General features: G+C 69.5%; 15 protein-coding genes and 1 tRNA gene. 10 read left to right on the top strand and 6 right to left on the bottom strand.

Going from position 1 to position 21,304, the window contains the following annotated elements:
• Nucleotides 1–103 precede the first annotated feature (103 nt).
• Nucleotides 104–1,936, bottom strand: a complete 1,833-nt coding sequence (locus KF840_15510; protein MBX3026315.1) for a hypothetical protein — start codon at nucleotides 1,934–1,936, stop codon at nucleotides 104–106.
• 429 nt (nucleotides 1,937–2,365) lie between these two features.
• On the opposite strand from KF840_15510, the gene KF840_15505 reads away from it, so the two are divergent.
• Nucleotides 2,366–3,619 carry a hypothetical protein gene (locus KF840_15505; GenBank protein MBX3026314.1) on the top strand — a complete coding sequence of 418 codons (1,254 nt, stop codon included), beginning with the start codon at nucleotides 2,366–2,368 and terminating at the stop codon, nucleotides 3,617–3,619.
• Between the two features lie 391 nt (nucleotides 3,620–4,010).
• Complete coding sequence (locus KF840_15500; protein MBX3026313.1) at nucleotides 4,011–5,102, top strand: HAMP domain-containing histidine kinase; 1,092 nt, start codon at nucleotides 4,011–4,013, stop codon at nucleotides 5,100–5,102.
• Between the two features lie 52 nt (nucleotides 5,103–5,154).
• On the opposite strand, the gene KF840_15495 is transcribed toward KF840_15500, so the two are convergent.
• From KF840_15495 to KF840_15485, 3 genes are all read right to left on the bottom strand, one after another.
• Complete coding sequence (locus KF840_15495) at nucleotides 5,155–5,778, bottom strand: response regulator transcription factor (GenBank protein MBX3026312.1); 624 nt, start codon at nucleotides 5,776–5,778, stop codon at nucleotides 5,155–5,157.
• Nucleotides 5,779–5,982: 204 nt separating this feature from the next.
• The gene (gene fumC, locus KF840_15490; protein ID MBX3026311.1) at nucleotides 5,983–7,371 is read right to left on the bottom strand and encodes a class II fumarate hydratase; all 1,389 of its coding nucleotides are present in this window, start codon (nucleotides 7,369–7,371) and stop codon (nucleotides 5,983–5,985) included.
• An 87-nt stretch (nucleotides 7,372–7,458) separates the two neighbouring features.
• Nucleotides 7,459–8,988: a YifB family Mg chelatase-like AAA ATPase gene (locus KF840_15485; GenBank protein MBX3026310.1), complete on the bottom strand. Its 1,530-nt coding sequence runs from the start codon at nucleotides 8,986–8,988 to the stop codon at nucleotides 7,459–7,461.
• 150 nt (nucleotides 8,989–9,138) lie between these two features.
• Here KF840_15485 and dprA point away from each other — a divergent pair, with 150 nt between their 5' ends.
• The 8 genes from dprA to KF840_15445 all read left to right on the top strand — a co-directional run bounded on the left by dprA (nucleotide 9,139) and on the right by KF840_15445 (nucleotide 20,373).
• The gene (gene dprA, locus KF840_15480) at nucleotides 9,139–10,236 is read left to right on the top strand and encodes a DNA-processing protein DprA (GenBank protein MBX3026309.1); all 1,098 of its coding nucleotides are present in this window, start codon (nucleotides 9,139–9,141) and stop codon (nucleotides 10,234–10,236) included.
• Between the two features lie 6 nt (nucleotides 10,237–10,242).
• Entirely contained in the window at nucleotides 10,243–12,537 is a 2,295-nt protein-coding gene (topA, locus tag KF840_15475) for a type I DNA topoisomerase (protein ID MBX3026308.1), read from the top strand.
• A complete protein-coding gene (trmFO, locus tag KF840_15470) occupies nucleotides 12,534–13,880 on the top strand; it encodes a methylenetetrahydrofolate--tRNA-(uracil(54)-C(5))-methyltransferase (FADH(2)-oxidizing) TrmFO (protein MBX3026307.1) in 1,347 nt (448 codons plus the stop codon). The genes topA and trmFO overlap by 4 nt, the downstream gene beginning before the upstream one ends.
• A gap of 190 nt (nucleotides 13,881–14,070) precedes the next feature.
• On the top strand, nucleotides 14,071–14,982 hold the full coding sequence (locus tag KF840_15465) for a branched-chain amino acid transaminase (protein MBX3026306.1): 912 nt from the start codon (nucleotides 14,071–14,073) through the stop codon (nucleotides 14,980–14,982).
• Between the two features lie 208 nt (nucleotides 14,983–15,190).
• Complete coding sequence (locus KF840_15460) at nucleotides 15,191–16,306, top strand: hypothetical protein (GenBank protein MBX3026305.1); 1,116 nt, start codon at nucleotides 15,191–15,193, stop codon at nucleotides 16,304–16,306.
• A gap of 23 nt (nucleotides 16,307–16,329) precedes the next feature.
• Nucleotides 16,330–17,862, top strand: a complete 1,533-nt coding sequence (locus KF840_15455; protein MBX3026304.1) for a hypothetical protein — start codon at nucleotides 16,330–16,332, stop codon at nucleotides 17,860–17,862.
• 99 nt (nucleotides 17,863–17,961) lie between these two features.
• Entirely contained in the window at nucleotides 17,962–19,170 is a 1,209-nt protein-coding gene (locus tag KF840_15450) for a hypothetical protein (protein MBX3026303.1), read from the top strand.
• Between the two features lie 132 nt (nucleotides 19,171–19,302).
• A complete protein-coding gene (locus KF840_15445) occupies nucleotides 19,303–20,373 on the top strand; it encodes a hypothetical protein (protein ID MBX3026302.1) in 1,071 nt (356 codons plus the stop codon).
• A gap of 456 nt (nucleotides 20,374–20,829) precedes the next feature.
• On the opposite strand, the gene KF840_15440 is transcribed toward KF840_15445, so the two are convergent.
• Together KF840_15440 and secG are read right to left on the bottom strand one after the other, a co-directional pair.
• Nucleotides 20,830–20,913, bottom strand: a tRNA-Leu gene (locus tag KF840_15440).
• 14 nt (nucleotides 20,914–20,927) lie between these two features.
• Nucleotides 20,928–21,293, bottom strand: a complete 366-nt coding sequence (secG, locus tag KF840_15435) for a preprotein translocase subunit SecG (GenBank protein MBX3026301.1) — start codon at nucleotides 21,291–21,293, stop codon at nucleotides 20,928–20,930.
• Nucleotides 21,294–21,304: the final 11 nt, after the last annotated feature.

The raw sequence follows: 21,304 nt of genomic DNA, 5'->3' as shown, positions 1-21,304 counted from the left end.
CTATACTTGGTTGCCCACGGTTGTGGAACCGCGTTGCGCCGGCGGGTCGCAGGGGCGACCCGCCGGTCGGATCAGGGTGCAAACGGCCGTTCGGATCGCCTCATCAGATGACGTAGTCGAGCTGGAAGAGCACGTTGTCGCGGTCGCGCAGCAGACTGACGCCGGAGCCGCCGAAGAGGTGGTTGGCGGTCAGGTAGCTGTAGCTGAAGCTGAAGCGGAACGGGTCACGGCTGAGGACCACCGCCGGCTGGACGACCCAGGCGCCGTTCCAGTCGTAGACCAGGGTGAAGGTCGGCGACACCTGGCCGCTGAAGTAGGAGGTCGAGAGCAGCAGCGTCTGCAGATACTGGTCGACCGGATTGTGCACCAGCACCTGCTGGGCGGCGCCGGAGGTCAGGAACGGCGGCTCCAGGGTCAGCGCCGGCACCGCGAGCACCTCGCCGTTGAAGACCTGCGGCGCCTGGCGGCCGAGGCCGGCGCGGTTGCGCGCCGCGGCGCCGTTCAGGTGCTTGTAGAAGAACTGCGTGGTGATGAAGATCGACTGGTTCGGGTTCAGCCAGCGGACGAACTGGTTGGTGTCGATGCCGAGGACGAAGTTCCAGGAGTCGCCGTAGCGCTTGCCGCCGGTGCACAGCTCCTGCCCCTCGGGGGTGACGATGAGGCGGCCCTTCGAGCAGCCGCCTACCGCGTAGATGAACGGATCGAGCTGCTGCTGGCTGTTGCGCGGCTCGCCGTAGAAATAGGCGAGCTCGTAGCGGATGATCGGCTGGCCGCTGAGGAACATGGCGCGGGCCCAGTCGACGGGGAAGCCGAAGGTCGACGCCAGACCCGAGATCATCACCCGCGGCGCGGTCTGCACCGTGTTGGCGAGGAAGCCTTCCGCCGGACAGTTGCCGCCGTTGGGGCAGCCGCCGATGGCGCGCGGGAACTCGCGGCTGACGTAGCTCTGCACCATCGGGTTGTCGAGATAGGTCCAGTAGTTCGCGAGACTGAACTCCATCTCGTCGATGACCGGCATCGGGGCGGTGAAGTTGAAGCGCAGGCCGCCGCGGGTGTCCTTGATGGTGCGCTGCGGATGCGTGCGCTGCTGCTGGGTGGTGGCGCTCGGATAGCCCAGGTTGGGCAGCGACCACGGCGAGCCGACGGGGATGCCCGGGTCGAAGCCGACCTTCTCGTCGATCGCCGCATAGGCCTCGACGAAGGCTTCGTACAGCGGCCCGATGCTGCCGATGCGATAGTTGGCGAGCAGCATGTCGAGCGGCACGCGCCGCTCGTCGAGCGGGATCAGGAAGCCGCCGAAGCTGTTGTCGATCGGATTGATGTTGTCGAGCAGGCGGAAGGCGTCGGTCTGTCCCCAGGACAGGATCTGACGGCCGAAACGGAACATCAGCTTCGATACCTGCGATTCCAGGTAGGCCTGGAAGAGGCGGTTGCGGATGACCGCCACCGAGCGCAGGCGGCGGCGCGCCTGGCCGATGTTGGGGAAGTTGCCCGAGAACGGCGGGACGAGGAGCGGGTTGTCGTACTGGTAGTGGGTGCGGTACTCGGCCGGACCGTAGTCGTACACGCCTTCGTATTCGCCACGGTAGGTCAGATGGTACTTGAACTTCTTGAACTGGAACGGGAGGTCGTTGAGCAGCGCCAGCGGACCGAAGCCCTCCTCGAGCAGGCGGCTGAGATTGTGGTCGAGCTCGGCTTCCACGTACGAGCGCTGCTGGCGCAGGTGACCGGCGGGCGAGACCGGGAAGGTCAACGACTTCCTCACGACGCGCGTGCCGGCCGGGCCGCCACCGTTCGAGCCGCCGCAGACGACCTTGCCGCCGACGAGATTGCAGATCGTGATGTCGGTGTCCTGCGTACCGACGCGCGCCGCCGTGTAGGCGCGGACGCCGAGGTTGATCTCGCCCCGTTCATCCAGCGCAGCGCCGAACGCCACGCCTGCCAGAGCCAGCGATGTCACTGCCGCGAAGAGACACCAATGCCCCCATCTGAATGCGCGCCGCGCCATTCGAGACCCTCCCTCTGTCGCTGTGGTGACGCCCGATCGGCCCCCCCCAAGGTGCCGGCAAGCAGGCGGCTGCTTACGTGACACCATTCTCCATTGTCAAGCTGAATGGACAGCGCTCCGCGGCGGCTATTGTGGCGTCCCTTCTGCACTTTCTCGCCGCCCCGCGACGGTCCGCAGGGCCCTGGCGCGAGCGGCGGAGGCGCGCCCGGGGCGATGGGCGACGGGCGGTCCGCCCCCCCGCCGCCCAGCAGGAGCCGAAGCGCGGCGACGGCGGCGGCCGGGACAGATGTCGCGGGGTGGCATTCAACGCCTGCCCTCAGCAGCGCATGCCGACAGAGCCGTGATCGTTTCACGCTGATGCCGCGTCGCACCCGATTCGCGACGATCCTCCCGGCGCTGTTCCTGCTCGCGGGCGCGGCGACGGCGCAGGTGCCGGCGCCGGGTGTCGCGTCACTATCGGGCGACGGAGTCGGCTGCCTGCGCGGAGCCGCCGAGGTGGAGATCGCGCTGCTGGCCTGCGCCGCGGACTGCGCGCCCATTCCCTGGCAGCTCGACGAGCGCGACGGCGACGGTCGCTGGGCGCTCGATCAGGGACCGGAGCCGAACCTCGACGATCCGCCCGGGATCGTCGACGACAACGACGAGCTGGTGTGGATGGCCGCCGACGGCGGCCGGCGCGCGACCCGCGACGAGTTGCCGGTTGGCGAATGCGTCGTCGAGGTCGAGGTCCGGCGCGGCGAACAGGCGACGTGGGTATACGCCGTCCGCACCAGTGGGGCGGCGCCGCGCTCGCCGCGCCGCTACGTGACCTACGATCCCGCCGCCGATCGTGTCGAGGGCGAGCGCGTCGCCGTCGGCTTCGGCGCGCCCACTCCGCGCTACCTCGCCGTGCGCGGCCCCGGCGCCGCCTTTGGGCCCAATCTGCTGGACCGCCTCAAGGTGCGGGCCCACGCCCGCTTCCTCGGTTTCATCCCCCTCGGTCGCGACGAGGACGACATCGAGTACGCGTTCAGCGCCTGGCGCGCCGGCCCAGTGCGCGTGCTCCGCCGCGAGTACCAGTGGGTGCGCCTCGCCTCCTGGCTGCGGACGCCGGTCTTCGAGACCGAGACGCTGATGACCCGCGACGCCATGACGCTGCCGGTGCGCCTGCGCCTCAACTTCCCGCCGACGTACTTCTTCGCCGGCATCGAGGTGCAGGCGGTGCTCGACTTTCGCGACCTGCGCGGGTGGCAGGTGGCGGCCGACGGCCGTCCAGCGGTGCGCGTCGGCGACGCGGCCGCCGCTCGGCTCGACGGCACGCGCAGCGACTGGGTGGCGATGCGTGGCGCCGACGCGACCCTGACCCTCGAGCTGGTGCGTGGTCCGTCGCTGGCGACGCTGGTGCCGACGATCGTCTACCGCGACGCCGGCGAGCCGGCGCCTCCCGAGGGGGTGCCGGGCGAGGCGCCGGCGATCGGCTACCGCCTCACCGAATGGTCCGACGTGGACCGCGGCACCCACTGGTTCGCCGCCGTGGCGCGCGCACTGCCGCCCGACGCTGACCTCGCCGCGTTCGCCCGCGAGCGCGATCAGCCGATCACCGTCTCCGCGCGCCAGCTCACGACGCCATAGGGGATTCCGTTGAAGCGGCTCCGCCCACGGACGGACCCGGCGTCGGTGACGCAGGGCCGGGCCGTCGGGCTGCCGGGGAGCCGGGCACTGTCCTGCCAACGCCAACGGGGGATGCGCCCGTGGCGAACGGGGCGAAAATCACCCGTCGCGGCGATTTCAGGTCGGCGCCGCGCCTGGCAGTCTGGCGGAGCCTTGAACGACGACGCACGTCACCGGTCCAGCAGTCGCTGCTCGTGAGCGACTGCGGCATGGGATTCGCAACCGGCGGCTGGACGAGGTGCGGGCCTCGCGCAGGAGCGGTTCCACCGGCCGGCGACGTGGCGTGGCGACCAAGCGGATGCTGAGAGACGACAGCGGTCAGGGAGCGAATCGCGGCCATCGCGTCGGGCCCGTGACGCCGATCGTGCTGCTGGCGGGGGCCGACGCGAGTCAGGCGGATCTGGCCCGCACCCTCGGCGACGCCGGCTACCCGGTCATCGCCGTGCCGCAGACCCGTCAGCTCGCCGTGCTGGCGGCCAGCGGCGCTCTGGGGCCGGTGGTGGTGGACCTCGCGGCCTGCGAGCCGGCGGCGATCGAGCGCCTGCGCCGCGCCGTCGCCAGCGCCGGCGGGCTGCTGATCGGCATCTCCGGCGGGCTGTCCGAGCGTGAGCGCCGCCGGCTGCGCCGCCGCTATGCGCTGTTCGCGATCCACGACCCGGGCGACGGGCTGGAGCGGTTCCTCGAGCTGGTGGACACCGCGGTCGACGTCGGTCGCGACCAGCAGCGCCGCCGCGCCGAGCACGCGGTGCGGGTCACTCTGCTCGCCAAGCTGTGCCACGACCTGCGCGCCAACCTCGACGTCATCAACGGCTACGTCGACGTGCTCGGTGAGGAGACCGATGGGTCCGCCCGCGCCCGCGGCGCGGTGGCGGGGTTGCGCAAGGCCGGCCGGCAGAGCCACGAGCTCGTCGACACCTACGCGGCGCTCGCCCACTGCGACGCCGAGCACCTCGCCGAGCGGCGCGAGCCGATCGACGTGCGCGCCATCGTCGCCGCCGTGCGGCGGCATGTCGAGCTCCGCTCCCGCTATGCGCCGTGCGCCCTGCTGGCCGGCGCCTCGCCGGCGGCGGCGGTGCGCGCCGACCGCGAGAAGCTGCACGCCATGCTCACCCATCTCGTCGACGCGGCGCTGAAGCGGAGCGCCGACGGCGTGGTCACGCTGCGTGTCACTGCCGCCAGCGACGCGGTGGTGTTCGATGTCGCCAGCAGCGCGGACGCCGCGGCGGCGGGCGTGCGCACCGAACCGCTTGCCCTGGACGCGGCGGACGAGCTGTTCGAGACCCCGGACCAGATTCTGGCGCTGACCATCGCGCAGCGCTTCGGCCAGTTGCTCGGCGCGACCGTCGAAGCGCGCCCGCTCGACACCGGGATCCTCTTCCGCGTCGCCCTGCCGTTCACGCCGCCCGTGCTGCGCGCGCTGCCGGCCCGCGGCGCCGCGATCTGAAAAGGGGCGGTGCCGTGGCGCGCCGTCTTCCGGCCCACCTCGCTCGCCCAGGCTAGGCCGCCGCGCTGCCCGGTTCGCGTCGCGGCTTGCCGTGGAACACCAGCGTCGCCTCGACCCGGTTGCGCACCCCGAGCTTGGCGAAGACGTGCCGAAGGTGGGTTTTCACCGTCTCCTGGCTGATCGAGAGCCTCGCGGCGATGGCGCGGTTGCTGTCGCCGTGCGCCATGCAGGCGAGCACCTCGCGTTCGCGGCGTGAGAGACTGGCATCGAGCGGCGCGCTGTCGCCGCGGTCGCCGGCGCGGCGCTGGAACTCGGCGAACAGTCTGCGCGGCAGCGACGGGTCGATCCAGACGCCGCCGGCGGCGACCGCGTGGATGGCATCGACGACCGACGACAGGCGGGTGGTCTTCAGCACGTAGCCGCGGGCGCCGCCGTCGGCGGCGCGGGTCACCATGTCGAGGTTGGCGAACGCCGAGAGCACCAGGGCGCGGGCCGCCGCAGTGCGCTGCAGAATCTGCTCGAGCAGGCCGCGGAAGTCGCGCGCGCCCGGCATCTTGTAGTCGAGCAGCACGACGTCGGGGCGCAACCGGTGCAGCACGTCGAGCAACTGCGGACCGTCGCCAGCCTCGCCGAGGATCTCGATCTCGCCCGCCTTCGCCAGTGCGATCCGCATCATTTCGCGGAACATCGCATGATCGTCAGCCAGTACGACGCGAACCATGGCCGGCGGCGATGAGCAAGCCGCGTTCCCGCCTCCCGCGTGCGGGGGATGACACGGATTCGACATCCCCAGGTGTTGGCGCGGCGTCACCGATGACAGTTTGCGCTCATGCCGCGGCCGGGCGACGCATGCGCTGCGCTGTGTCGGTTGTGGTCGGTCTCAGACCATCCTCGTCGGATCGACCACGCGATCGAAGGTGGCGGCGTCGATGTAGCCGCTCGCCAGTGCCGCTTCGCGCAGGCTGCGGCCGTCGCGCAGCGCGGCGTGCGCGATCTCCGCGGCGCGGTCGTAGCCGATCGCCGGCGTCAGCGCCGTCACCAGCATCAGCGACCGTTCGAGCAGCTCGGCGATGCGGCGACGGTCCGGTTGGATGCCGGCGACGCAGTGGATGCGGAACGACTCGCTGGCGTCGCCGAGGATGCGCGCGGCGTGCAGGAACTCGTGGATGGCGAGTGGGCGCAGCGTGTTGAGCTCGAGATTGCCCTGTGAGCCCGCGATGGCGATGGCGGTGTCGGCGCCGATGACCGCGACGCAGACCATGATCAGCGCCTCCGACTGGGTGGGGTTCACCTTGCCCGGCATGATCGACGAGCCCGGCTCATTGGCGGGCAGCCGCAGCTCGCCGAGGCCGCAGCGCGGTCCCGAGGCGAGCCAACGGATGTCGTTGGCGATCTTGAGCAGCGCGCCGGCGAGGGTGCGCAGGGCGGCGCTGGCGTGCACCAGGGCATCGATCGAGGCGAGGGCGGCGAACTTGTTCGGGGCCGAGACGAGCGGCAGACCGGTCAACGCCGCCAGGCGCGCGGCGCTTGCCGCGGCGAAGCCGGGCGGTGCATTCAAACCGGTGCCGACCGCGGTGCCGCCGAGCGCCAGCTCGCACAGTCCGGCGAGCGCGGCATCGATGCGGGCCAGGGCGTCGGTGAGTTGGCGCGCGTAGCCCGACCACTCCTGGCCGAGGGTGAGCGGCACGGCGTCCTGCAGGTGCGTGCGGCCGATCTTGACGATGTCGACCCAGGCCGCCGCCTGCTCCGCCAGCGCGTCGCGCAGGGCGGTCACCTTGGGGCACAGGCGCTCGACGAGCTCGCGGGCGGCGGCGATGTGCATGGCGGTCGGGAAGGCGTCGTTCGACGACTGCCCGAGGTTGACGTGGTCATTGGGGTGGACGGGGTCCTTGCTGCCGAGGCGGCCGCCGGCGAGTTGGATGGCGCGGTTGGCGATCACCTCGTTCACGTTCATGTTGCTCTGCGTGCCCGAGCCGGTCTGCCAGACCGAGAGCGGGAACTCGTCATCGAGCGCGCCGCTGATCACCTCGTCGGCAGCGCGCGCGATCAGGTCCGCCGTGTCGCGCGACAGCCGGCCCGCGTCCGCGTTCACCAGCGCCGCCGCCTTCTTGACGTAGCCGAGGGCGTGGATGACCGCCGCCGGCATGCGATCGTCGCCGATCGCGAAGTGCTGCAGCGAGCGCTGCGTCTGCGCCCCCCACAGGCGCGCGGCGGGCACCGCGATGGTGCCCAGGCTGTCGGATTCGATGCGGACCCCTGGCGTGGTCATGAGCAGCGAGCGCTGCCTTCGTATCTACCCCGACCGCCCCTCCTGTCCACTCCGGGGCCGGTCACGGACCCCGACCAGAGGGCGGGATCATCCGACGGCGCGGTCCAGCGTTCGGTACTGCACCGCCTCGGCGACGTGGGCGGCGGTGATCGACTCGGCGCCGGCCAGGTCGGCGATGGTGCGCGACACCTTGAGGATGCGGGTGTAGGCGCGGGCGCTGAGGGCGAGGCTGCGCATGGCGCGCTCGAGGAGCTGGCCGGCGGCTCCGTCGATGGCCGCGGCCGCGCGCAGATCGGCGGTGGTCATCTGGGCATTGCAGTAGAGGCCACGGCCGGCGAAGCGCTCGAGCTGGGCGGCGCGGGCGCGGTGGACGCGGGCGCGGATGGTGGCGGAGCTCTCGCCGGATGCGGTGGTGGCGAGCTCGGCGTAGGGCACCGGGCGCACCTCGAGGTGCAGGTCGATGCGGTCGAGCAGGGGGCCGGAGATGCGGCTGCGATAGCGCTGCACCTGCTGGATGGTGCACGAGCAGCGGTGCTGGGCGTCGCCGAGATAGCCGCACGGGCAGGGGTTCATCGCGGCGACGAGCATGATGTCGGCGGGGAAGCTGACCGAGCCGGCGGCGCGGGTGACGGTGATCCGCCGCTCCTCGAGCGGCTGGCGCAGCACTTCGAGCACGTTCTTGCGGAACTCGGGCAGCTCGTCGAGGAAGAGCACGCCGCGGTGGGCGAGCGAGACCTCGCCGGGGCGCGGGATGGTGCCGCCGCCGATCAGGCCGGCGTCGCTGATGGTGTGGTGCGGAGCGCGGAAGGGGCGGGCGGTGATCAGCGAGCGGCCGCGCATCAGGCCGAGGACGCTGTGGACGCGCGTCGCTTCCACCGCCTCTTCCAATGTGAGCGGTGGCAGAATGGTCCCCAGGCGCTGCGCCAGCATGGTCTTGCCGGCGCCCGGCGGGCCGACCATCAGGACGTTGTGGCCGCCGGCGGCGGCGACTTCGAGGGCCCGCTTGGCGCCGTCCTGGCCGCGCACGTCGGCGAAATCGGCCTCGGCACGTCCATCGCGGTTGAAGACGGCGTGCAGGTCGACCCGCGTCGGCTCGATCGGGCGCTCGCCGCGCAGGAACCCGACCGCGTCGGCGAGCGTGCCAACCGGCAGCACCTCCAGCTCCTGCACCACGGCGGCTTCGCGCGCGTTGGCTTCCGGCAGGAGGATGCCGCGCAGGCCGCGGGCGCGCGCGCCCGCGGCGATGGGCAGGGCGCCGCGCACGGCTTTCACCGCGCCATCGAGCGACAGCTCGCCGAGGACGGCATAGCCGCCCAGCGCCTCGCGCGGGAGCTGGCCGCAGGCGCCGAGAATGCCGATGGCGATCGGCAGGTCGAACGCCGAACCCTCCTTGCGCAGGTCGGCCGGGGCCAGGTTGATCACCACCTTGCGGTTCCCCGGGTACTGGTAGCCGCCGTTGCGGATGGCGGCGCGGACACGAAACATCCCCTCCTTGACCGCTCCCTCGGGCAGGCCGACCACGAAGACCTTGGACTGGGTGCCGAAGACGTCGCACTCGACGGCGACCGCGAGGCCGTCGACGCCGCGCAGCGCGCCGGACTGGACCGTTGCCAGCATTCATACTACATAACACATATCCGAAGAAGCTAGCAACATGATTGAACCTCTGCGACGCGAAGGCGCGAAGACGCGAAGTCGTGCCGAGGGCGCCGGCGCGTCTGCCGCGGGGCGCCGCGTCTTCGCGTCTTCGCTGAAGAGCTCGTCCCGGTGAGGTCGCGGGTCGGATGGGGGGCGTGGATCGCTCTGAAGCTGGTATCGGGCATCGGCAACGTGCTCGGGGTGGGCCTGGTGCGCGCCCTCGGCTCGCCCGAGGCGGTGTTCGCGGCCGGTGATCGCGAGCTGCAGCGGATCGGCGTGCGGCGGGAGGTGCGGGCGGCGCTGCGCGGGTTCAGTCGCTGGGCGGATGTCGACGACCAACTCGCCCGTCTCGACCGGGCCGGCGGCCGGCTGATCACCTGGGAGGACGCGAGCTACCCGGACCTCCTGCGCCACATTCCGGATCCGCCGCTGTACCTCCACGCCCGCGGCGAGCCCATCGACCGGGACGCACTGGCGGTCGCCCTGGTGGGGTCGCGGGACGCCAGCCCGTACGGCCGGCAGATGACGGCGCAGCTCGGCGAGGGATTGGCAGCCCGGGGCATCACGATCGTCAGCGGCATGGCGCGCGGAATCGACGCCGCGGCCCATGACGCGGCCCTGCGTGCCGGGGGGCGGACCATCGCCGTTCTGGGAAGCGGGATTGACGTGATCTACCCGAGTGAGCATCATCGCCTGTCCATGCAGATCGCTCGCAACGGCGCCGTCGTGTCCGAGTATCCCATGGGCGCGGCCCCAGACGCCGAGAACTTTCCCGGAAGAAATCGCATCATTAGCGGCATGTGCCTGGGCACCATCGTGGTCGAGGCGGCGGAGCGCAGCGGCTCTCTCATCACCGCCCGTTACGCGGCCGAGCAGGGGCGGGAGGTGTTCGCGGTGCCCGGTCCGGTGGGTGTCCGGACGCGTGGAACGCATCAGCTACTGCGCGACGGCGCGGCGCTGGTCGAGGGGCCGGAAGACGTGCTGCGCGAGATCGCGCCCCACCTCCGCACCGCGGCGCGGCCGGCGGCGCCGGTGGTGGCGGGTGTCGAGGCGACGGTGCTGGCGGAGCTCGATGAGACGCCGCGCGGCATCGACGAGCTGATCGGACGCACGCGGCTGAGCGCCGGGGCGTTGCTCGAGAGCCTCCTGCTGTTGGAGCTGCGCGGTTTGGTGCGCCAGCTCCCCGGCCAGCAGTTCGCGCGCGGCGGCGCGCCGACGGCGCACTGAGGCGACATGGCCAAGCACCTCGTCATCGTCGAGTCGCCGGCCAAGGCGCGGACGCTCACCAAGTACCTGGGGCGCGATTACCAGGTGAAAGCGTCGGTCGGCCACCTCGTCGACCTGCCGAAGAGCAAGCTCGGGGTCGACATCGAGCGCGACTTCGCCCCCGAGTACACGGTCATCCACGGCAAGTCGAAGATCATCACCGAGCTGCGGCAGGCGGCGAAGGGCAAGGAGACGGTGTTTCTGGCGCCCGACCCGGATCGCGAGGGCGAGGCGATCGCCTGGCACATCGCGCACCGCCTCGACGGCAAGAAGACCAAGGTGCGCCGGGTGTTGTTCAACGAAATCACCAAGAAGGCGGTGCAGGAGGCCCTCAAGCACCCCAAGGATCTCGACCAGAACCTCTTCGAGGCGCAGCAGACGCGGCGCATCCTCGATCGCCTGGTCGGCTACCAGATCAGCCCGCTGCTCTGGAACAAGGTGCGGCGCGGCCTCTCGGCGGGGCGCGTCCAGTCGGTCGCCGTGCGCGTGGTGTGCGAGCGCGAGCGCGAGATCCAGGCCTTCCAGAAGGTCGAGTACTGGTCGATCACCGCCCAGCTCGAAGCGGGCGCGCCGCCGGTGTTCCCGGCGCGTCTCATCCGCATCGGCGACAACCGGCTCGATCCGGAGAAGTTCCGGGTCGAGAACGAGGCGGCAGCGACGGATCTGGTCGCCCGCCTGCGCGAGGCGACGTGGACGGTCACCAAAGTCGAGCGCAAGGAGCGGCGCCGCTTCCCGACGCCGCCGTTCATCACCTCGCGGCTGCAGCAGGAAGCGTCGCGCAAGCTCGGTTACGCGCCGAACCGGACGATGCGCATTGCCCAGCGTCTCTACGAAGGCGTCGAGCTCGGTGACGCCGGGCCGGTCGGCTTGATCACCTACATGCGCACCGATTCGGTGCGCATCGCCGACGACGCGCTGGCCGAGGTGCGCAACCTGATCGGCGAACGCTACGGCAAGCCGTACCTGCCCGAGCAGGCGGTCTTCTACAAGACCAAGAAGGGCGCGCAGGACGCGCACGAGGCGATTCGCCCGACCTCGATGGAGCGGCCGCCGGACGCGGTGGCGGCGTTCCTCTCCAAGGAGGAGCTGGCGCTGTACACCCTGATCTGGAACCGCTTCGTCGCCAGTCAGATGATGCCGGCGGTGTTCGACCAGACGACGGTCGACATCCGCGCCGCCGACACCACCTTCCGCGCCACCGGCCAGGTCATGAAGTTCGACGGCTTCATTCGCGTGTACACCGAAGGGCGCGACGAGGAGCCGGCCGAAGGCGACGACGACGACGAGCACGCGCTGCCGGTGCTCAGCGAGGGGCAGTCGCTGACGCTGCGCGACCTGCTGCCGGAGCAGCACTTCACCCAGCCGCCGCCGCGCTTCAGCCAGGCGACCCTGATCAAGGAGCTCGAGGAGAAGGGGATCGGCCGGCCGTCCACCTACGCGGCGATCATCTCGACCATTCTCGCCAAGGAGTACGTGCAGGAGGACAAGCAGCGCCGCCTGCGACCGACCGAGCTCGGCTTCCTGGTCACCGACCTGCTGGTGCAGGCGTTTCCGGACATCCTCAACGTCGAGTTCACCGCTGGCATGGAGACCGTCCTCGACGACATCGAGGAGGGCAAGCAGAACTGGGTCGAGGCGATGCGCCGCTTCTACGAGCCGTTCGCGCGCGACCTCGCGCAGGCGGCGCAGAACATGCGCGACGTCAAGCGCAGTGGCCAGCCGACCGACATCACGTGCCCGAAGTGCGCCGCGCCGATGGTGGTGAAATGGGGCCGCGGCGGCGAGTTCCTCGCCTGCTCGAGCTACCCGGAGTGCAAGAGCACGGCGAACTTCGAACGCGACGCCGACGGGGTGATCAAGGTCGCGCAGGAGGAGACGACCAACGAGGTCTGCGAGCAGTGCGGCCGGCCGATGCAGATCCGCTTCGGGCGTTTCGGGAAGTTCCTCGGCTGCAGCGGCTACCCCGAATGCAAGACGACGCGCCAGATGGTGCGGCCGGTGCCGACGGGCATCACCTGTCCGGACTGCAAGGAAGGCGAGATCATGGAGAAGCGCTCGCGGGCGGGGAAGATCTTCTTCTCCTGCGGGCGCTATCCGCACTGCCGCTTCGCCACCTGGGATCGGCCGGTGCCGGAGCCGTGTCCGCTGTGCGAGGCGCCGTTCGTGGTCGAGAAGACGACCAAGCGCGCCGGCACGGTGCGCCGCTGCCTGAGCGAGGGCTGCGACTACAAGGAGCAGATCGCCGAGCCGGAGGAGGAGTGAGCCGCCGGCTCACCGTGGTTGGCGGCGGGCTCGCGGGCTGCGAAGCCGCCTGGGCCGCCGCGCATGCCGGCTGCGAGGTCGAGCTCTTCGAGATGCGACCGCTGCGCCGCACCGAGGCGCACGAGACCGACGCGCTCGCCGAGCTCGTCTGCTCGAACTCCTTCCGCAACAACTCGCGCGACACGGCGGTCGGCCTGCTCAAGGAGGAGATGCGCCAGCTCGGCTCGCTGGTCATGCAGTGCGCCGACGCGCACGCAGTGCCCGCGGGCTCGGCGCTGGCGGTCGATCGCGGCGGCTTCGCGGCGGCGATGACGGCGGCGATCGCATCGCATCCCCGCATCACGATGCGGCGCGAGGAGGTCAGCGAGATCCCCGGGGGCGTCGTGATCATCGCCACCGGACCGCTCACCTCGCCGGCGCTCTCGGCGGCATTGCAGGCGCTGCTCGGGACCCGCCACCTGTACTTCTACGACGCCATTGCGCCGATCGTCGCCGCGCACTCGATCGATCGTGAGGTCGCGTTCTCGCAGTCGCGCTACGGCAAGGGCGGCGACGACTATCTCAACTTCCCGTTCACGCGCGACGAGTACTACGCCTTCATCGATGCGGTGCTGGCGGCGGAGAAGGTTCCGACCCGCGACTTCGAGCGCTGCGTCTATTTCGAGGGCTGCATGCCGATCGAGGAGATGGCGCGGCGCGGCCGCGACACGCTCGCCTTCGGTCCGATGCGTCCGGTCGGACTCACCGATCCGCGCACCGGCCGCCGCCCGTTCGCGGTGGCGCAGGCGCGTCAGGACAACGCGGCGGCGACGCTCTACAACCTGGTCGGCTTCCAGACCAAGATGACCTATCCCGAGCAGCGCCGCGTGCTGCGCATGATCCCGGGCCTGGCGCGGGCGGAGTTCGTGCGCCTCGGCAGCCTGCACCGCAACACCTTCATCGACTCGCCGCGCGCCCTGGAGCCCACCCTGCAACTGCGGCGCCGGTCGGACGCCTTCCTCGCCGGACAACTGATCGGCGTCGAGGGCTACGTCGAATCGGCGGCCAGCGGTATCCTCGCCGGGCTGAATGCCGTGCGGCTCATGGACGAGCGGCCGCTGCTGCTGCCGCCGCCGACCACCGCGCTCGGCTCGCTGCTTGCGTACGTCACCGACCGCGCCCGGCGCGATTTCCAGCCGATGAACGCCAACTACGGCCTCTTCCCCGCCGAGGGGATCGCCGGCCGCGGGCGGGACCGCCGCGCCGCCTTGGCGGATCGCGCCGTTCGCGACGCGGCGCAGTGGCTCGCCAGCAGCGCCATGCGCTCGGCGGAGTCGACGGCTTCCTCGGGGCTGAGTCGCTGACAGGCGCCAGACGCGGAGGCCGGCAGGAGCCTCTGCGCACCTTCCGCTCAGCATCTCGGCTTCGAAGCGTCGGCTGGCCCGTCCTCCGGTCTGGGCCCGCGGCCCATTTCAAGGGCATGGAGGGGCGGTCATCTCGGCCCTTCGCGTTGACTTGCCGGCAGCGCTTCGTTAGCTCTGCCGCTTCGCCGCGATGGAGCGCACGGAGCACATCTGGCTGGACGGAAGGTTCGTCCCCTGGGAGGCCGCGACGGTGCACGTGTTGACGCACACGCTGCACTACGGCCTCGGTGTCTTCGAGGGCATCCGCTGCTACGGCGGCGCCGGCGGGTCGGGCATCTTTCGCCTGACCGAGCACACGGAGCGGCTGTTCGCCTCCGCCCACATCATCGGCATCGAGATCCCGTTCACCCGCCAGCAGATCAACGACGCCTGCATCGAAACCGTGCGCCGCAATCGGATGCAGTCCTGCTACATCCGCCCGCTGGTGTTCCTCGGCGATGGCGAGATGGGTCTGGCAGCGGTGAACAACCCGGTGCGGGTGGCGATCGTCGTCTGGCCGTGGGGTTCGTACCTCGGCGACGCCGGCGTGCGCGACGGCATTCGGGTGAAAACGTCGTCATTTCAGCGATTTCCGGTCAACTCGCTGATGAGCAAGGCCAAGGTGGTGGGGCACTACGTGAACTCCATCCTGGCCAGCGTCGAGGTGCGGCGGTCGGGCTACGACGAGGCGCTGATGCTCGACACCGACGGCTTCGTCGCCGAGTGCAGCGGCGAGAACATCTTCATCGTCAAGGGCGGGCGGGTGAAGACCTCGCCGCTGACCTCGGTTCTGCCTGGCATCACCCGCGACACGGTCATGACCCAGCTCGAGGAGCAGGGCATCGTGTGCCGCGAAGACCGATTCAGCCGCGACGAGGTCTACATCGCCGACGAGGCCTTTCTCACCGGCACGGCGGCTGAGATCACGCCCATCCGCGAGCTCGACGATCGCCGCATCGGCGACGGCACCCCCGGTCCGGTGACTCGGCAACTGCAAGCCGCATACGCCAAAATCGTGCGCGGCGAAGAGCCCCGATACCGCAACTGGTTCACACCGGTATGAGTCCGAGCCCATCGCGCTTGCCAAACCTGGACAAAGACGCTGTCGCCGCGGGCTTTTTCCTTGACACTTTTGGGGCAACTCTCTATACGGGGGCATCCTGCGGAGCAGCTGGTTCGGCCGATTGCCGACAGACGTGATGGGGGAGGCGGTGTTCTCGACGACAGCCCGGCGATGCGCTGATGGCGCGCAGGGAATGCGTATGACGCGCATGGCATCGATCGCATGGTGGGCGGTGAGCGCCCTGATGCTCGTCGCCGCCGTCGCTCGTCCCGCGTCGGCCGAGTCGACCACCGAGCGCTCGAGCTCGATTCTCATCTTCCCCAAGATCGTCTACGACAGCAGCCGCGACACCATCATTCAGATCAGCAACACCTCGAATTCCATGGTGCACGCGCATTGCTTCTACGTCGACGCGACGCCGATCTGCCTGGGCAGTGGCGACTGTCTGGCCGGCACCTGCTCGGGCGTCTGCCAGCCGCAGTGGCAGGAGGTCGACTTCAACATCTGGTTGACCAAGCAGCAGCCGACGCACTGGGCGGCCGGTGTCGGTCGCTTCACCAACCCGTCCGACGAGCCGTGCGACCGCACCACCGGCAAGTACGACTGCGACGGCGCGGGTCTCGATCCGGGGCGCGTCCCGCCGGTCGCGAGCTTCCCCTTCCAGGGCGAGTTGCGCTGCATCGAGGTCGACCAGTCCGGCGCGCCGATCAGCGGCAATCACCTGAAGGGCGAGGGGACCATCGTCTACAACGACGGCCAGGCGACCAAGTACAACGCGGTCGGGCTGCTCGGCGAGCCCTTCAGTAACAACGGCGACAACGTCCTCTGCCTCGGCGGCGGCGTCAGCGACGACTGCCCGAGCGGTGCGGAGTACGAGGGGTGCGGCCAGAAGGCGATCCTGAGCCAATTCGCCGGCGGGGCTGACAACCCGATCTTTGCCGATCTGTCGAGCGTGCAGACCCAGGTGACGTTGGTTCCATGTCGCGCCGACTACGAGCGGCAGGAAGCGACGCGCATCGTCGTCCAGTTCATCGGCGTCAACGAGTACGAGCAGCGCTTCTCCGCCAGCACGACGGTCGATTGCTGGCGCAGCTTTCTGCTGAGCGACATCAGCAACATCTTCGGCGTGCTGGTCTCGCAGACGCGGTTCGTGGAGACGCAGATGCGGCCGTCGGACGCTGCCAACTCGGGCTTCGTCGGCATCAGTGAAGAGTATCACACGATCGTGCCGATCGACGGGCTCACGGCGCGGGTGGCGTTCAACCTCCACGAACAGGGCACGCGCGACAAGACCGACCTGATCTTCATTCCGGAGGGCCCGTGAGGATGATGGGGCGGGGCGCGAAGATGGGCGTGCGATTGGTGCTGACGATGGCGCTCGCGCTCGGCCTCGGCTTGGCGGCCGGGGGGCGGGCCCGGGCGGATATCGGCTCCGACCATCCGGCGGCCATCCTGGTTTTCCCCAAGCTGCTCGTCGACACGGCCAACGGTCTCGACACGCTGATCCGCATGAGCAACGTCTCCGACACGCCGATCAACGTCTACTGCTTCTACGTCAACGCGACCCCGATCTGCTCCATTCCGGGCGGCAGTTGCTTCCCGAACCAGCTCTCCTGCCAGGCGAACATCGGCGGCCAGATCTTCATCGGAAGCTGCATCGACAACTGGCAGCCGAACGACTTCACCTTCCGTCTGACGCGCGAACAGCCGACCGGCTGGGCGGTGTCCAAGGGACAGAGCACCAACTGCCCGTTCCTCGACGGCTTCTGCTCGAACAGCCCGGCGACGAAGTGTCAACGCGACACCCAGTGCGGCGCCGGCAATCGCTGCGTCATCCAGCCGTGCCTGCCGCTTGACGGCAGTCCGCTCGGCCGCGTCGGGCCGGGTGGGCAGACCAACGAAGGCGCGATCCCGCTGTCGCCGGACGATCCCTTCATCGGCGAGCTCAAGTGCATCGCGGTCGACGAGAACGGGCAGCCGGTGGCGCGCAATGACCTCATCGGCACGGCGTTGATCGGCCGTTCGATGGGGCCGCAGTCGCGCATGCAACTCCTCGGCTACAACGCGGTGGGCATTCCCGCCATACCGGGCACCGGCAACCGCAATCGCACCTTGGTTCTCGGCGGCGATGCCAGCGCTGCCGAATACGAGGGCTGCCCCAACATCCTCATCCTCGACCACTTCTTCGACGGCGCGGTCGATCCGGTGTTGCAGAATGTGTGCGTGGATTCGGTCTGCAGCCTGAGCCGCACTCCGTGCGACACCGACGCCGAGTGCACCAAGAACACCTGCCTGGGGGCCACCTGCAGCGTTACCGACACCGCCTGCGCGACGGACGCGGACTGCCAGAACACCTGCAACCTCGGCAACAACACCTGCACCCTCACCGGGAACCGCTGCTCGTCGGACGCCGACTGCGTGGCGGCCGACTATCAGGTCCGTTTGGCGACTGATCTGACGCTGATCCCCTGCACGGAGGATTTCGAGGAGCGCCGCTTGGACCTGTCGCGGACGGTGGCGCAGTTCCTGGTCTTCAACGAGTTCGAGCAGCGCTTCTCGACCAGCCGCACGGTCGACTGCTTCAAGGAGATCCAGCTCTCCAACATGGAGACCAGCGACAACACGCGTTCGATCTTCAGCGCGGGTGTCGCCGGCACCTTGACCGGCCAGTCGCGCATCCGCGGCGTGGTCAACGACGACAACGTCGGGCGCGGCGGCAACACGCTCCTCGGCATCGCCGAGGAGTTCCGCTGCCAGGGGCCAAAGTATCAGTTCCCGACCTGCGACCTGGTCGATGCGCAGCGGACCCTGAGCGGGACGGGCAAGAATCTGCACTTCCAGGGGCGTCGCCCCCAGAGTGATTTCATCTATTTGCCGTAGCCACCCACGGGGCAACGCGGTACGGCATGGTGGCGCGGCGAATGGGCCGTGACCGAAAGGAGGAGGCTAATGCGTAGGCAGCGAGGACGAGTCGGGCTCATGGCCGCGGCTCTGGTGGGACTGGTGGTCGGGGGTGCGCAAGCCCAGGTGACCACCGAGAAGAGCGCGTCGATCCTGGTCTTTCCGAAGGTGATCGCCGATGGCACGCGTGACACGGTCATCCAGATCACCAACACCTCGAATTCGATGGTGCACGCGCATTGCTTCTATGTGAATGGCGCGCTCACCCGTCCGAACGAGCCGCGCAGCGTGTTCAATCCGCCGCTGTGGATCGAGACGGATTTCGACATCTGGCTGACCAAGCAGCAGCCGACGCACTGGGTGGTGTCGCAGGGCCGTCTGGTCAATGCGGCCGATCCGCCGTGCAGCAACACGGCGCTGCCGGTCGGGCAGAGTGGCGGCCTGCCGAGCGGCGGCTTCTACGGCTGCAACGACGCCGGCATCGATCCCGGCCGGGTGCCACCGGTGGTGGAGTACTTCACCGGCGAGTTGAAGTGCATCGAGGTCGATCCGTCGGGGGCGCCGCTGTCCGGCAACCATCTGAAGGGCGAGGCGACGACCACGACCTTCAACGTGTGCAATCCCGGCAGCCCGCTCGACCCGAATGACGGCCGCTGCGTGCTCGAGACCCTCGATACGCCCTGCTACAGCGACTCCGACTGCAACGGGGACGTGCAGGACGTCGCGAAGTACAACGCGATCGGCGTCATCGGTAACGAGAACAACGACGGCGACAACGTCCTCTGTCTCGGCGGGGAGCCGAGCGAGGAGTGCCCGAACGGCGCCGAGTACGACGCCTGCCCGCAGTTCTGGATCGCCAACCACTTCGCGCAGGGGGCGCCGAACCCGACGGTGGCCAACGGGTCGGTCGAGACGGCGTGGACGATCGTGCCGTGCACGCAGAACTTCGAGACCCAGGCGCCGCAGACGGTGACGATCGCGATCAACACCTGGAACGAGTTCGAGACGGCCTTCTCGTCGTCGACGCAGGTGACCTGCTGGGACGAGCTGAGCTTGGACGAGGTCAACCCGGTCACCTTCAGCTACGCGGCGCTGGGCACGTCGTTCGCGCAGACGCGGCTGCGGCCGTCGGCGCAGACCAACTCGGGCTTCATGATGGTGCAGACCGAGGCGTATTCGAGCGACGACGACGACGGCTACATCGCGACGGCGGACGTGAACCTGCACGTCGAAGGCGAGCGGCCGCAGCACGACCTGATCACGATCCCGCCGGACCAGGTTCGCTGATCCGAGGCCGGTACAAGCGTGCGCCAAAGGGGAAAGGAGACGACAATCATGCGACAGGTGCGTTGGGCGAGCTGGACGGTGGGACTCGCCGCGGCTCTTGCGATCGGTGGGGTGGGAACCGCGAGAGCGGATGTGACGTCCGATCGCGCGGCGGCGATCCTCGAGTGGCCGAGCATCATCTACGCCGATTCGAGCTTCGTCGGCGGGGCGATCGACACGATCGTGCAACTGAGCAACACGTCGACCGATCCGGTCAACGTGCACTGCTTCTACGAGAACGCGAACGCGCACTGCACCAACACCGGACAGGTGTGCGAGGCGGCGCAGGAGTGCTGCATCCCGGGCGCCGGCTGCGGCGTCTGCCTGCCGGGGTGGAACGAGACGGACTTCCGCATCCGACTGACGCCGCGCCAGCCGATGGGCTGGCTGGCTTCGTCGGGGGTGGCTGGGTTCTCCACCTTCCCGCCCAAGGCATTCGGGAAGTTCGCCATCGACGGGGTGACCAACTTCGGCATCGGCGGCAGCAGCAACGCCGGCAGCCGGATCCCGCCGGTGCCGGAATCGCCGTTCCTCGGCAGCCTGCGCTGCATCGTCGTCGATCAGGACGGCGTGCCCATCGACCGCAACGTCATCAAGGGCGAGGCGACGCTGCAAGTGAATGACGGCCTCGATCTCACGGTGGCCAAGCACAATGCGATCGGCATCCAGGCGATCGAAGGTGCGGTCAACGACGACAACGTGTTGGTGCTCGGTGGGCCGGATGCGGAGTACAACGGCTGCCCGAACTTCCTCATCCTCAACCACTTCTTCGATGGCGCCGAGGACCCGGTGAGCAACGACGGCTCGCAGATCGGGACGGTGCTCGAACTGGTGCCGTGCAGCGAGGACTACCTGCGCCAGAAGCCGGGCGCGGCCGTGGTCCAGTACCTGGTCTACAACGAGTTCGAGCAGCGCTTCTCCACCAGCCGGCCGATGCAGTGCAAGCAGTTCTCGCTGATCTCGAACATCGACACGACGCAGAACGAGCGTTCGATCTTCAGCGCTGGCGTGTCGGGGACGCTGACCGGCCAGACGCGCATCAACCCGATCGGCAGCGGCCTGCTGGCGGTGGCGCACGAGGTCCACGAAAGCAGCGGGCTGGCGGACTTCAACGTCCACTTCCAGGGCGATCGCGCCAACCCCGACTTCATCGTCCTGCCGTAACCGAAATCGATCAGCTCCGTACGGAAGGGCGGGGGCGAAAGCTCCCGCCCTTTCTTTTTGGGCTGGGTCGAGCGGCCGTGCCTCCGGACAACGGGGTGGCGCCTCGAGTGTCGGCATCGCACCGGGCTAGTTGGAGGCGACCATACCGGCCGTCAGGGCGATCGTAGCCGCGCCTGGGGCCTTGTCCGTGGCCACACTGAGCGGCCTCCGAGCCCGGATCGCGAGGAGGAGCCTTCACCGCCTCCCCGTGCTCGTGGGCGTTGGGACCTGGCACGGTCAGCGTGTGCCGAGTGAGCTCAAAGGGCGGATCCGCGCGCCGGACCGAGCGGGGGATCCTGCACTTGGTCCCTGCGTAGGCTCCGAGCTGCGAGAGGGCGCGCCCGGTGACGAGACCGAGATGCGAAGCAGGATGGGAGGTAGAAAGGCCGCGCCGGTCTCCCAGCGCAGCCTTTGGAGTGCGAGGAGGGGGATTTGAACCCCCACGGGTTTTACCCCACTAGGCCCTCAACCTAGCGCGTCTGCCAATTCCGCCATCCTCGCGTGGCAGGGAGGGATTACGGATTCCCGGCCGGCACCGCAGGTGCCTGGTCGGCGGCCGGTGCATCTGGCGCCGGGGCGACCGGCGGCGCGGCATCCGGCGCCGGCGCCGAGGCCGGAGCTGCCGGAGCGGCATCGAAAACCGTGGCACTGTTGCGGCGGGCCGAGAAGTAGGTCAGGCCGAGCGAGGTCAGCATGAAGACGATAGCCGTCCCGGCGGTCAGCTTGGTGAGCAGGTTGCCGGCGCCGGAGCTGCCGAAGACCGTCGAGCTGGAGCCGCCGAAGACGGCGCCCATGTCGGCACCCTTGCCGGTCTGGAGCAGGACGACCAGCACCAGGAAGATGCAGGCGAGAATGTGGATGATCGTAATGACGGTGAACATTGGAACCTTTC

Source organism: bacterium (genome assembly GCA_019637795.1).
GTDB lineage: Bacteria > Desulfobacterota > Binatia > HRBIN30 > CADEER01 > JAHBUY01.
Note: the sequence above shows the minus strand (reverse complement) of the source record. Positions and strands in the feature narration are given on the sequence as shown.